At 41.6% G+C, this 13,203-nt stretch carries 20 protein-coding genes; 19 read left to right on the top strand and 1 reads right to left on the bottom strand.

Annotation, left to right across the window (positions count from 1 at the left end):
• Positions 1-6: 6 nt before the first annotated feature.
• The 19 genes from FFM70_RS09290 (at position 7) to FFM70_RS09380 (ending at position 12,192) form a co-directional block, all read left to right on the top strand.
• A complete protein-coding gene (locus tag FFM70_RS09290; protein WP_137616579.1) occupies positions 7-666 on the top strand; it encodes a LysM peptidoglycan-binding domain-containing protein in 660 nt (219 codons plus the stop codon).
• Between the two features lie 14 nt (positions 667-680).
• Positions 681-1,079, top strand: coding sequence for a phage baseplate plug family protein (locus tag FFM70_RS09295; protein WP_137616580.1), 399 nt, complete (start codon positions 681-683; stop codon positions 1,077-1,079).
• On the top strand, positions 1,072-2,139 hold the full coding sequence (locus FFM70_RS09300) for a hypothetical protein (RefSeq protein WP_137616581.1): 1,068 nt from the start codon (positions 1,072-1,074) through the stop codon (positions 2,137-2,139). The genes FFM70_RS09295 and FFM70_RS09300 overlap by 8 nt, the downstream gene beginning before the upstream one ends.
• Entirely contained in the window at positions 2,139-2,474 is a 336-nt protein-coding gene (locus FFM70_RS09305; RefSeq protein WP_137616582.1) for a hypothetical protein, read from the top strand. Before FFM70_RS09300 ends, FFM70_RS09305 begins: the two co-directional genes overlap by 1 nt.
• Positions 2,474-2,866, top strand: a complete 393-nt coding sequence (locus FFM70_RS09310) for a contractile injection system sheath initiator (RefSeq protein WP_137616583.1) — start codon at positions 2,474-2,476, stop codon at positions 2,864-2,866. The genes FFM70_RS09305 and FFM70_RS09310 overlap by 1 nt, the downstream gene beginning before the upstream one ends.
• On the top strand, positions 2,853-4,010 hold the full coding sequence (locus tag FFM70_RS09315; RefSeq protein WP_137616584.1) for a baseplate J/gp47 family protein: 1,158 nt from the start codon (positions 2,853-2,855) through the stop codon (positions 4,008-4,010). Before FFM70_RS09310 ends, FFM70_RS09315 begins: the two co-directional genes overlap by 14 nt.
• Positions 4,000-4,665 (top strand): hypothetical protein, encoded by a 666-nt coding sequence (locus tag FFM70_RS09320; protein WP_137616585.1) that lies wholly within the window; start codon positions 4,000-4,002, stop codon positions 4,663-4,665. The genes FFM70_RS09315 and FFM70_RS09320 overlap by 11 nt, the downstream gene beginning before the upstream one ends.
• Before the next feature lie 3 nt (positions 4,666-4,668).
• A complete protein-coding gene (locus FFM70_RS09325) occupies positions 4,669-5,487 on the top strand; it encodes a hypothetical protein (protein ID WP_137616586.1) in 819 nt (272 codons plus the stop codon).
• 109 nt (positions 5,488-5,596) lie between these two features.
• Positions 5,597-6,010: a hypothetical protein gene (locus FFM70_RS09330; protein WP_137616587.1), complete on the top strand. Its 414-nt coding sequence runs from the start codon at positions 5,597-5,599 to the stop codon at positions 6,008-6,010.
• Positions 6,011-6,122: 112 nt separating this feature from the next.
• Positions 6,123-6,590, top strand: coding sequence for a hypothetical protein (locus FFM70_RS09335; protein ID WP_137616588.1), 468 nt, complete (start codon positions 6,123-6,125; stop codon positions 6,588-6,590).
• A 47-nt stretch (positions 6,591-6,637) separates the two neighbouring features.
• The gene (locus FFM70_RS09340; protein WP_137616589.1) at positions 6,638-7,111 is read left to right on the top strand and encodes a hypothetical protein; all 474 of its coding nucleotides are present in this window, start codon (positions 6,638-6,640) and stop codon (positions 7,109-7,111) included.
• A gap of 16 nt (positions 7,112-7,127) precedes the next feature.
• Positions 7,128-7,514, top strand: coding sequence for a hypothetical protein (locus FFM70_RS09345; protein WP_137616590.1), 387 nt, complete (start codon positions 7,128-7,130; stop codon positions 7,512-7,514).
• Positions 7,515-7,525: 11 nt separating this feature from the next.
• Positions 7,526-7,663, top strand: coding sequence for an XkdX family protein (locus FFM70_RS09350; RefSeq protein WP_137616591.1), 138 nt, complete (start codon positions 7,526-7,528; stop codon positions 7,661-7,663).
• A gap of 94 nt (positions 7,664-7,757) precedes the next feature.
• Positions 7,758-8,174: a hypothetical protein gene (locus FFM70_RS09355; RefSeq protein ID WP_137616592.1), complete on the top strand. Its 417-nt coding sequence runs from the start codon at positions 7,758-7,760 to the stop codon at positions 8,172-8,174.
• Between the two features lie 115 nt (positions 8,175-8,289).
• Positions 8,290-9,471 carry a hypothetical protein gene (locus tag FFM70_RS09360; RefSeq protein ID WP_137616593.1) on the top strand — a complete coding sequence of 394 codons (1,182 nt, stop codon included), beginning with the start codon at positions 8,290-8,292 and terminating at the stop codon, positions 9,469-9,471.
• A gap of 11 nt (positions 9,472-9,482) precedes the next feature.
• A complete protein-coding gene (locus FFM70_RS09365; protein WP_137616594.1) occupies positions 9,483-10,238 on the top strand; it encodes a hypothetical protein in 756 nt (251 codons plus the stop codon).
• A gap of 41 nt (positions 10,239-10,279) precedes the next feature.
• Positions 10,280-10,645, top strand: a complete 366-nt coding sequence (locus tag FFM70_RS09370) for a hypothetical protein (protein ID WP_137616595.1) — start codon at positions 10,280-10,282, stop codon at positions 10,643-10,645.
• Complete coding sequence (locus tag FFM70_RS09375; protein ID WP_137616596.1) at positions 10,632-10,883, top strand: hypothetical protein; 252 nt, start codon at positions 10,632-10,634, stop codon at positions 10,881-10,883. Before FFM70_RS09370 ends, FFM70_RS09375 begins: the two co-directional genes overlap by 14 nt.
• Positions 10,861-12,192, top strand: coding sequence for a GH25 family lysozyme (locus FFM70_RS09380; protein WP_223877470.1), 1,332 nt, complete (start codon positions 10,861-10,863; stop codon positions 12,190-12,192). The genes FFM70_RS09375 and FFM70_RS09380 overlap by 23 nt, the downstream gene beginning before the upstream one ends.
• Positions 12,193-12,238: 46 nt before the next feature.
• Here FFM70_RS09380 and FFM70_RS09385 read toward each other — a convergent pair whose 3' ends face one another.
• The gene (locus FFM70_RS09385; protein ID WP_137616597.1) at positions 12,239-12,439 is read right to left on the bottom strand and encodes a hypothetical protein; all 201 of its coding nucleotides are present in this window, start codon (positions 12,437-12,439) and stop codon (positions 12,239-12,241) included.
• Between the last annotated feature and the right edge of the window lie 764 nt (positions 12,440-13,203).

Genomic DNA, 13,203 nt, shown 5'->3' on the forward strand with positions numbered 1-13,203 from the left:
GATAGCTTGGTTAAAGCCACATATACCCGTAAAACAAACGGTCGTACCGAGCGCTTTGGTGGGTATTTGAAGATCGTTGGTAGCAAGAAAACCGCTGATAAAGTTGGCTTACACGCCATAACTGAAGCTGAAACTAATACGCAAGAGGTTAGCCAATATGCTATTGAAGCACCGAATAACGCTATCACTGATCACGTTCGTCGTACAAGTAAAATTATTAGTCTGACGATTCGTCTAGACGAAGGAACCATGGCTAAGACGGATGCACTCTACAAAAAGTTACAGACATGGTCGCGGCAAGGTAAAGAGGTCGAATATCGTGGTGCTTCAATGCATTTAGACCATTGCGTCATGTCGAGCATTGGTAAAAGTGCTGAAAAATATGTGTCTGCAATGGATCTTACGATTGAGTTGACCTACGTTTATTTTGCAAAAACATCTGTAATTACGCATAAGGCGGCCAAGAAGAAAAAAGGAAAGAAAGTTGTCAAAAAGCCGAAGAAGAAAGCTAAAAAGAAGTCAAAAGCCGTTTATCGGCGGACCAAACGTGGGGACACGTACTGGGGCTTCCATATGCAAGTTGGAACTTCTATTGCTCAGCTTCGTAAGTGGAATAAATATCCTGATCGCCGTATTCCCATTGGCGTCAAGTTGAGAATAAAGTAGTAGGAGGTGATTGAATGGCGCAACGTGATTATATCCCAGTTGATGTTGATGATCTTCCTGAACAGTTTGAGCTTGATATCGATGATGTAACGTACGTTTTCGGCATGAATTATAACGAAGTTGGCGGATTTTATACCGTCGATTTGTACGACGAAGACGAAAACCCAATCGTGTTAGGCGAAAAAATGGTGCTGAACCATCGCCTGTGGGCCAACTTGGTTGACCGTCGTTTACCGATGCGCGACATAGTACCAATGGATGAATCTGGAAAGGCCTCGGACGTTAACCCGGATACACTAGGCAAAACGGTGTTCTTGTATCTGGATGACCTAAATCCGGAAGAAGATATCCGCAGTCCCGATTATGTCGGGGTTGGTTTAGATGACGACGAGGATGGTGATGACGATGACTAAGTATCAATTTATCCACCACGTCAAGCTGACGATCGACAATGGTAATCGAACAATGACGCTTGAAAATGATCCTACGCACATGTTGGAGATTCACTTCAGCTTACCATTTTCAAGTGACCCGGTCCCTAATGTTTGCACGGTAACCATTTATAATCTGTCTCAGACGACGCGGAATTTTTTCAGGAAGAATGCCCATGTTGTTATGCAAGCAGGTTATACGGACGATGTTGGTGTTCTAACAGAGGGCCACATCAATAAGATTCAGCCACTTCAATGGTCGGGTGTTGATTCTCAATTCATTTTTACATTCATTGAGGGAACTGATTATTCTGCCAAGAAAGACATATCAATGACTTTCAAAAAAAAGTCGAGCGCAGCTACCGTAATCAAAGGTATTGCTAAGAAGGCTGACATCCCAATTAAGTCACTCAATTTGCAAGTGCCCAAAATCTATACTACAGGATATACCGCTGATGGGCAGCCATTGGAATTGATTCAAGAAGTAGCCAAGAAGTGTGGCTCGGTATTGCGAGTAGTACGCGGTGTCTACAAAGTTGTTTATGATGATTCAATAACTGATCTGAATAAAGTCGTAAAGACGCGGACAGACGAGGAACGTTCAGCTCACACGAAATATTTAAATGCTCAAAAGAAAACCGCAACGGCTCGTAAGAGTATGCGAACTGCTAATCAGCGTGCAACTTATCGTAAACGAGTTAGTGAGCAGGCAACTGCAAAGGCGGTTTGGCAAGAAACACGTACTGCACTCACGAGATCCAAGAAAGCGGCCAAACAAACGTCAGCACAGAGTAAGAGGTCAACAGCTACTAAATCTGCTGATTTTCTGCTCTCATTTGGAACAGGTTTATTGGAAGAACCGACTTACAGTGATGATGACGATGGGGCACGATGGAATTTTAACTGTTTGCTGCAGCATCGTATTACAGTTGGTTCAGTTGTTCAAATAAAGTCTAAATCGCTCAACCGCACAATGACTGTAGAGAGTGGCGAGCATAGTTTTGACGGCTCAAGCTTTACGACGACGGGGGTGCTTAAATAATGGCACAGGGACAGATATGGCAATTTTTCGACTATTTTGCTAGAAAAATTAAGCGTGAAACACATGTGGGTTACTTATGTCGGGTTACGGCACTGTACGGCAGTACTTGTTCTGTTCAGCCAATCGATCTAGATAACGGCAGTAAACGCTCGTTGCTGATAGATGTCTGGATTCCGAAACATTGTCGTGACGACGTCAAGGTCGGTGCAAGTGTGGCCGTTTCGTTCTTTGATCGTGATGTATCCGATGCTGGCGTTGGGGCAACGCATGATATTGAGAACGGTTCTGATCGGCTACATTCGGTTAACGATGCGTATATAACGGGGGTGTTCTAATGGCCGATTTATGCGATTTTGAAGCTAATGAAAATGGCGATTTAATCATTACTGGTGGGCATATTCAGATGGTGTCTGGCTATGATGAAGTAGCACAGAACGTTCGAACAATCATCGGGACTGAACTAGGTACTGCATACTTGGCTGAAGAGCTAGGAATTAGTTTTGAAAATCTGATGGGTAAAGACTTTAACGAACATTTTGCACAGCAAGATATTATAGATGCTGTTACAGATCAGGAACAACGAGTCACTTCAGTTGATGAGGTGACTTTTAATTTAGACCCAGAGACACGCAAATTGACTGTAACGCTTAAGCTCCAGGTTGACTTAACCCAATCTGGTGCTACGGATGAATACGAAATGGAGGTGAATATGGATGCCGGTGACTGAGAATGGCTTCGAGCCACGAAACGAAGATGATATCTTTGCTGAACTGAGCGACCTTGCAACTAGTTTGATGGGTGAAGACATTGATACTAGTGAAGTGTCCGTATTTGGTCAATTTCTGCGGCTAATTGGTCACGAGATTGCCAAGAGTGATCAGTACATCGAAGCTATGTACTTGTCATGGTTCTACGATTCAGCGACTGGGGTATCACTTGACCGAGTGGCAGCACTAGCCGGTCTCACTCGAAACGGTTCACAACCGGCTTACGTGACGCTTAACTTCACGGGTAAGGCTGGAACAGTCGTTGATGAGGATGACCAGTTTGAAACCGAAGACGGTCAAATATTTGCCATGGAAGATGTTGTGACGCTTGACGCTAATGGCAAAGGCTCTGGAACAGCGGTGTCGTTAGAAGAGACTGCTGACGCTAACGTGGCTGCTAACACGATTACCGAGCAGGTTATGCCAGTGGAAGAGTTAACATCGGTGACCAACCCGGAAGCGGCAACCGGCGGTGCGACGGACGAAACGGACGAAGACTTTCGACTACGTATTGCGGCTTATGAAACGGCGTCCACCGGTTCAACCATTGATGGCATTCGGTCGGCGGTTCGCAACGTGACTGGGGTTGATCAGGTCGAAGTGATCGTGAACAGTACGACGGAAATTGATAGCGATGGTAACCCGCCTAAATCGATTCATATTTATGTAACTGGTGGAAACGACGACGACATTGCACAAGCTATCAATGACTCACTAGCAGCTGGTACTCAAACAGTTGGTCAAGTAGTTACAAACGTTGCTGATGATGGCGGTAATAATCAAGTTATCAAGTTTGACCGGCCAACTGCTGTACCAATCTCTATGAGAATCAAGCTTCAGACAGATCGTAACTTGTATGAAACGGATGGTGCCGATGTTATTAGACAGAATATTCAGAGCTATATTTCTGGGCTAACCATGGGTTCAACGATACGTTTCACTTATTTATACACTCTTGTATATAACGTGATTGGTGTTGTTGACGCCGATATTCAAATAGGACGGACGTCCGACACGATTAAGAACGAAGATATCAAGCTTTCGAATTATGAATCCGCAGTTTATGTTGCTACCAATATAGAGGTGACGACTGATGCAGATTGATCCAAGTATTGAAAAACTAACACCGGCATTGGACCGTTCGACAGACTCTAATAACTGGAAATTAGTACGGTTGTTACTTAAAACTCAATTGGATCAGGAAGCAGATATGGTGCAGCTATCGGACATGCACGACATTGATTTCGCTACCGGTAAGTTTCTTGATCACTTAGGTCGTTTGGTTGGTGAGTATCGGGGCCAGATGGATGATAAATTCTATCGGTCCATGATTAAATCACGTATTGCGCGACAACATAGTAATGGAACTATCAACGAATTGTACGGGATAATTGCGGTGACACTTGGTGCTGCTCCTTCTGAGTTTAAAGTGCAGCCTATGTGGAACTTGACAGGCGAGGCACGGGCTGTTCAAGTGCTCGGTATTCCAAATAAGTACGTAGACTCGTTACAGAAGCGTGAAATGGTTCTTGAACGCATTAATGACTCTGTTGCTGCTGATGTGCACGTAATTGGAATTGGTTTTCAAGTTGAAGGAAGTACGGCTGTTTATATTGGAACGACAGTTACTAGAGCTCGTAAACATGTCGGTGTGATGGACTATCGTTTGCCGCGTGATCATGATGGAGCAGTGATTAATACTGCTAGTACAGCCATTAACCGTCAACGAATGCACGTTGGCGTGGTTAAGGAGGGATGATAATTGCAATTCGATAGAGTTTATATGACAAATAGTGGATTAGACTTATTGACCAGTGTAGCAGCTGGACAACAGAATATTGAGTTCACAAAAGTAGTGGCATCCAGCCATAATTATTCTGGCCTATCAACAAACGAGTTTAAAGCGTTGACTGGTATTGCGAATATTGAGCAATCTACTAAATACGCCCGTGTAATCAAAGAGAATCGAACGCTTGTGCGAGCGCAGGTGTCTTTTCCATCTAAAGACGTGACGAAAGCTTACAAACTATATACAGTCGGCTTTTATGCCAAAGGTAGCAATGGTAGTGAGGTTTTATATGGTGTTATGCCGTCTTCACTACCTGATTATATTGCGGCTTATGACGGTCACTCTAATGCCGATGACTCTTTTACAATGATTACAACAGTTAGCGACACAGCTCAAATCAATATCACAGTTGATCAGGCTTCAGTTCCAAGCTTTGATGACATTAGAATTGGGACATTAAACACTTCCACGTACGCAATCAATACATCAGGATTGGATTTAAACGACTACCCGCGTTTTAAAGCATACGGCTATTACAATGGTGCTGGTATACCACAGACGACGCCATACGCTGGGGTGCCTGAAATGTTTGATTTAATCATGACAGCTAACTTAAAAAATAACGGGCAGGTTATGATACCCAAGTTTTGGTTAGCTCAGCTCGCCGAGGTCATGCCAGATTTTAACACATCTAAGTTCACAGTTAGTCGGGCCGGTGATGGTAAGTGGATGTACTTAATTTCAGAGCCGGCAACGATTGGAATTCATTGCCTAAACGCAACTTTTAAATAGGAGGAACAATCATGAAAATTAAATTATCATTAGAAAATGTCGGGGGGGGGTAGAAATGCTGTATTAAAGGCATCTCTCACCCTTCTATTATTGTTAGGCGGTGGTCTTAATGGCTAACGCATATACAAAGATTAATTCAGGACAATCAAACTGGACAGATCCACTGAATCTTATGTTAGCTGCTTATGGTAAAGCTACGGACGACACTGGTTGGTTTGACCTCCCACTAATTAATGGGTTTGAAAATAGGGAAAATCTTGGGATCACCAAAATCAGAAAAGTTGGTGACCTAGTTGAACTGCAGCTATCTGTTACGAATCTGACAGTTAATACAGACTTTTTGAAACTCCCGGTTGGGTTTGCACCAAAGAGTTATATACCAACAATTGTGCGTGGAACTTGGGGAAATGTATTTATTATCGATGTTAAGAATAATGGAACGGTTACCTTTGGCGGTAAAACGACAGGTACCTTTGCTGCAGATGATTATATTGGTGACGATATTGTTTGGTTTACAAATTAATGGAGGTAAATCATGAAAATTACAAATGTATTAGAAAAATTCGGGGGGGGACAAAATGCTAGTTTATTAGCATTTTTAACCTTGTCCTCATTTCTGATGGGTGGTGCTTACCATGGCTAAAATTGTTGTGATTGACCATGCAGCTACAAATTGGGAACAAATAGAGAATAAAAATTTCGATAGTTTAAATCAGCAAGTTACATCTATGATTAGTGATAGCGGATGGACAAATGCTGGAATGGTGTTATTAAATGGAACAGTTGAGCAGAATCCTGATAAGGATAATGGGAAGCCACAGTATAGATTTGTTAAGCTTCAAGGACCAAGTGAAATAATCCGAATACTATCAGTGCGCGCGGTTGTTAAAGGATCTACCGCATCCAGTTCAATCATTGGTCTGCCGGAATTTGTTTATTCTGAAAATGATAGTGTTCTAGGAGCTAGTTTCGGTGATTTCTCATATAGAGCAACTTTATGGACTACACTTAATACACCAATGATTTATCTAGATATGCTAAATGGTTCGAATCAAACAGTTCCTGACAGCGGAATTTCGATTGATCAAACATTCATGTACTAGGGTCGCTCATGATTGGGCGGCCTTTAGTTTAGAAAGGAAGTTCAATTATGACAGTAACACTAACAGACATTGATTATGGTTCAAATAGCTGGAACAAGACAGTCAACCAAAACTTACAGAAACTAAATGGCCGTTTTACTGACACAGGGTGGCGGACGGAAGGTCTGACACTGGTCAACGGATTCACACAATTTGTTGGGGAAAGTGGAGCGGTGAACAAGGCAATGGATGAACCTGCATACCGTATTTATGGCTTGGACGGATTAGCCAAAATTATGTTACTTAAAGGCAGTATTGTAGCACCTGACTCCGATTTGAAAACGTCGTTATTTATGAAGATTACTCAGGAAATCCGTAGTTATTTCTATAATAATTCTGGCGTACAAATCTGTTGGTTTGGAGAAGACTCCTATCGCCATCAACTGCAGTTTATCAGTGTAACCGACGGCATTGCTATGTCTACAGATGTGCCTTTCAGCGCCCTGAAACGTATTCAGTTAAACCAGACATTTATCGGATAGAAGGGAGAACTTAAGCATGAAAGTATTATATTTTTACGACGAAGGGACAGGAATCTTCGATCATAGTGAGCTAGTCACGGTCGATGATGAATTCACTCTCCCAGAAAACGCAACCTTTGTCGCCCCAGTAAACGGCTCATATGAGCCGATTCATATTAACGATGATAAGACGGCGTGGATTGGGACTCCGAAGGAAGAGTGGATGGCAGCACATCCAGCTCCAGCTCCAACGCCAACTCCAGAACAGACGGCTCAGGCAACGTTAATGTTACAGATGGCACAGACTAAGACAACACAGGATAAGTTCAATGCTCAAATCATGTTGCAGCTAGCCAGCATGAAGAGTGATACCACAACTGTGGGGTCGACAAGTACTGGCACTGCTACAACACCAGCAGAATAGGAGAGATAAACATGTTTATTTACATTAAGCAATATTTCGAAATGGGTCTCTATACGGTGGATGACTTATCCACTTTCAAGATGGCAGCTATGATCACTGCAGACCAATTTGATGAACTAACCACGACAACAACGGAGGTAGCACAATGATTAAATTAACATTAGAAAAATTCGGGGGGGGGGCAGAATGTTGATTTAACAACATTTCTAACCCTTTTATTATTTAGCGACGGAGGTGATCTTCGTGGCTAATAATTATCGTAAAATTGACTACGGCCAATCCAATTGGACTGGTCCACTTGATCTAATGCTTGAAGCCTATGGCAACGCAACGGCAGACACCGGTTGGATAGACTTACCATTAGTAAATACAGTATCACTTGGGTATTTAAGTTATTTGAAAGTACGAGCTGTTGGTGAATCAGTCGCTCTCAGAACTCAATTTGCTGTCGGCACTTCGGGAGCGATTAATATTGCAGTGATTCCGTCAAACCTAATTCCATTTGGATTCCGTTATTTAGTAGGATTTAGAGTTGGTGGTATGGGTCCAATTCAGCTGATCATGGATTCTGACCATAGATTGATTGCTAACGTTCCTAAAGATGCCATAGGTCAACAAATTAATTGTGACACAGTAATTATGAATGGATACAGACTATAGTAACAGGAGATGAGCCAATGTGCTATATGTAAGAAGCCGTGTAAAGTCACCGCTGAAGATTACAAAACTGTTGTTGATGAATGACTATCACAAAAAAATAGGAGAATGCAACTAAATGTCAAAGTATACAGATGAAAGTGTGCCTGTAACTGCAAGTATGCAAACTTATGCGAACGGAATTAATACTGATAACTTTAATATCGGTATCTACACAGATCCACATTATGATATTCGCGATCTTTATCCTAATGGTTTGAACAGTAACTATGTATATGGGCGCTACGGGCAGTCGTCGCTTATTTCTATTTTGAAATCTATGGGCAATACGGCCGATGTATTACATCTTAATGGAGATAATGTTAATGGGATTACAACTGAGTTAGCTAATAATCAAAAGCAAAATAAGGTTATGCTGTCCTCTTGGTTTTCAGATGGCTATGGTGTTACTGCTGACCGAACAGCTACGATTGGTAATCATGACGATGGCAGCCCGCATGCAAGCGTTGGTAACTTGGATTTACTTAATTCCAGTAATACGGTTTCAGTAGAATGGTTTCAAAATAACATTCAGTACCCAAGTGGTTCAGTAAGAGATACTGGATCACTTTCTTTTTACAAGGATTATGTAGCAAAAAAGGTTCGTTATATCGTGTTGGACACAGAAGAACCTCCACTGACAGTTAATACTGCCGGTAACTATGTTTATAATCGATGGCTGTGGCATGGATTAACGCAGCATACACTATCTTGGTTGGTAGATAGTGCATTAAAGAATGTTCCGGCTGACTATACGACACTAGTGGTGACACACTGTCCAATCTGGTTTAACGATGGTAAGGACTATCAGTGGGGTGACAGCGGTGCCAATATGGTTAACTTTGAGGTTTTCACTGGTATCTTGAATGCTTTTATTACAGGAACAAAATATACGAGTGAAAAAAGTGCACAATCAGTGCATGATTGGCTGAATATTGTTCATAAAAATAGTAGTGAATTTACTAACAATTACCCGGTTTCAATATATGGTGCTGGTTGGGAAATTAATATCACGGCTGATTTTTCTACTCAGGGGAAACGAAAATTTGCGGGTGTGTTTAGTGGTCATACACATCAAGAAAAATTATCTAAAATTGATAACTTTTATAGTGTTCAGCTTCAACATGGTTTTCCTTGGAAAAACAAGGATTTAGGAACTGATAATCAACTGGGATTTACAACTATTTCTATTGACACTATAAATCAGCAAGTTGAGCTAATTGGATTTGGATATGCCAGTAATCGATCGTATAAGTATTAGGAGGGATAGTTTTGGTAGAAAATATTGAAGATAGACTGACTAAATTAGAAGAAGCATTTGATAATCATGTCGGGAATATTGGAATTGGTGTCCACGGGTTAGGCGATGAAACAACTGCAGGTTTTCAAGCTGGCGTTCAAAATATGGTTCCAACTTTCTTCGGCAGTCAAGGCGGTGATATTCTATCATTAGCGGCTGGAGTCTATATTGGCTCGGGTTTTAGCAACTTATGGAGTGAGTCAGCAGATCAAATTAAACCAATGTTGGAGATTCATGTTTTTGCAGACACGTTAGGAACACGCCGGATTCTTGCCGTGGAACTCTATAACGGGAATGTACATTTTTATAACGATTACCGTTTATCTGTAACTCATGGTGGTTGGAGTAGTCTGACTTCACGTAGAACTTTATGGCAAGGCGGCGTACAAAATGTGGATGATTCGTTCACAACTCCAGACCTGATCAGTACTGAAGGCAATCTTCTTTTTGATAAATTATGGGTTTCTTATGAGTATCTAGGTAATTATCATATGGACTGCTTTGATTTGAATCAGAATAGTGATTACATCGTAATTAACACGAGTAATAATGCAAATAGTCTAGTTGATATTGGTCAACCAGTAGTCAGCAATCTTGGCGAGTGTATGTTATCTCGAAGTCAAACAAAGTGGACTATTACTCGAACGACATCTAACGATATTTCTTCTGGTGGTGTAATCAGCGGTGTTGATCAAATTAAGGTTCTTAAAGTTGAAGGCGAAAGATAGCTGGACATCATTTTAGAGCAAAAAATTGGAGATGATTGAATGTGCATTTGAGTGATATTGGATTGGCCTTAATTGCGGTGGTAACGGGCCAACAATGGAGTCCACCGCACTATATCATGGGATATCAGTTGAGTGAATGGGCATCTATTGCTGCAATCATCATGTTTGTTTCTGGCATGGTGGTCGGATTGGTACGTATTGCGGTTGTGAACCCCGCGAATGTGGCGAATCGAGAGTTAAAACGGTCAATTGATAGCCTGACAGCTAAGGTTGACGGTATCGGCATCACTGCAGATCAAGTTCATAAGGAGCACGACCATCGACTCGATAAACATGAAATATGGTTGGCAAGACACGATGAAGAGCTTGAAAATTTGAAGGAGAAAATTACAAATGACAAAGTTTAAATTCAGTTTTAATAAGAAGTCCCCGACCGATATTGCATCGGTCGTTTTTATTATCGCATCAGGATTGGTTACGTTGGGTACAGCACTAGGCTTTACTTTACCAGGTTCAACATCTGATAGTATCAATGCCTGGGTTAGCGTAGTTACATTGATTGTCGGTAACCTAGGATTGTCAATCAATACTGAACATGTTGGAAAGAATGGGGGTACTGGGAGTGATCAACAAACTCAAAAGTAAATTAGCGCTAACGGGGGCGGCCACAATGGCGGCTCTTTTTTTCGGAGTAAGTGCAAACGCTGCGACTGACAATCGACCTGTATATGACTTCTCTGAATGGCAAGGCAATATCTCAGCCGCCCAAGCTAAGCTTCTCAAGGGTGAAGCCAAGGGTATCATTTTGCGTGTTCAGTATGGGTCAAATTACAGAGACAAAGTCTTTGACCACAACGCGGCTGTTCTTAACGCGGCAGGAGTTAAATTCGGTGTCTATGCTTTCGGTCAGTATGTAAATGATGCCGATGCTAAGGTTGAAGCTACTGACTTCTATAACCGTGCTAAAAAGTATAACCCACTATTTTATGCGAATGACGCGGAAATAGTAACCACGTATGCAGGAAGTTCGTACAGTTCGGCAACCAAAGCATTCGCTACCAAACTGCATTCGCTAACCACCAAGCCGGTCTATCTGTATACTGGCAAAGATGTTTATAATTATCATTTAGACGGTCGAAAAGGATATAATGGCGTTTGGCTGGCATACTATCAGAACACCCAACCTAATGTCGGGTTTACGTACGAGCTATGGCAACATACTGACCGAATGTATAGCACGGCCCTTAACAAGTCTGTGGATGCCTCTAAATTTGTGACAAACGTTAATTGGTTTGGCAACACGGTCGATACTTCTAAGTATCCGAATGGTGGCTACAAAGTGGGTGATGAGGTTCGCCTAAAGACTGGTATTACTTACTATGGCACGACCACTAAGGCAGACGACTCACTTACTAAGACTAAGTTAACTGTTAAAACAGTGAAGACCGTCTACACTGGCACATCAAGTCAAGTTCTCACTGTCTATAATGACAGCAAGGCAATCGGGCAAGTTCGTGCGCAAGATGTAACCAAGGTTGGGTCAATTAAACCGTCAAAGTCGTCTACCTCAGTCAAGTGGGTCAGGGAGTCTAAAACATACACGCTAAAGACAGCGGTCAAGCTTCGTAAGTCTCCTTCGACATCGGCCGGTGTAATCACGACTTTAGCCGCGGGCCAAACGGTCAAAACGGATGCAGCAATTATTCAAGGTGGCTACCGCTGGGTACGGCAGCCACGCAGTAATGGCTATGCGTATATGGCAACTGGTCCTGCAAGCAATTCGCTTGAATACGTGAAAACCGGTGTTTCTCACGCGTACTACACGGTCAAGTTCGGTGATTCATGGTGGGCAATTGCTCAACAAAATGGACTAGGCGTGTATGCGTTAGCGTCAAAAAACGGCCAATCAATTTATAGTACGATTCATCCCGGTGAAAAATTAATCATTAAGTAGTAAAAATCCCGCATTAGCCTTAATTGGCCGGTGCGGGATTTTTTTATTATTCATCAATTTGTTTTTTTAGTATTTTATGACGGTCTGAGATTAGAGCCAGCATTTCGGACAAGTCGTCGTTGGTTGCTAGTTGTTTGATGAAATTACGGGCGACTGAACGCTTGTTTATATATTGTTTACGTTCCTTATTTTTATCGTCCCATTTTCGATTTGCTTTGAGGTGCGCTTCTGTTGGTTTATCTGCCATTCTTAATCACCCGGAATAAAGTATATATCGATAGCCCTAATCCAATTATGGCGACGATTAGTGCAATGATTGAGATAGTATGTGTCATTACAGAACTCCTCCTTTAGTGTATAATTGATTATATAACAAGAAGCAGGGCCTAGACCCTGCTTTCAAGTTATTTCCGTTTCTTAATCCGTTTAGATTTTCGTTCGAAGTGTTCTTTTTTTGAAGTTCGACTGATAATCTTAAGATTAATGATGGAGCCTACAATTGTAATTGTTGAACCTGCCAGGGAGATAATTGCAGTTAGTAGGTTTATTTTTTTGTCATCCATTATTTTACTCCTTTCTTATATTCCCTCCTACAACTATTATAATACACGCATATGCGTGTATAGTCAATGGATATACGTAACTAATTAAAAAAGTTTTGTCCCACGTAAAATACTGATATTTAATTAGTTTGGATTATATGCTAGTCGTCTAAGGTAAGCTAAAAAGCGACCGCACCGAGGTGGGCCGCTTAGTTGAATATAGATCCTTTTTTACTTTCCTACGTGTTTCCTACCAACGGTTAAATTTTAATAGGATTTAATAGATATAAATAAGATATATTAGATTTTAGACAGCACTATAAACGCTTTTATATCAACCACGGTTAGATGTAATTAACCAATACTAAAGGTCCTTAGAATTAGGGCTTCGACAAGAAGCGTTCATGGCTGTTTTGAAGACTGACGAAGAAGAAAAGCCGTCGTAGAATACTTTACTAAAATGGCTTAA

Source organism: Lactiplantibacillus nangangensis (genome assembly GCF_005405065.1).
GTDB classification, from domain to species: Bacteria; Bacillota; Bacilli; order Lactobacillales; family Lactobacillaceae; genus Lactiplantibacillus; species Lactiplantibacillus nangangensis.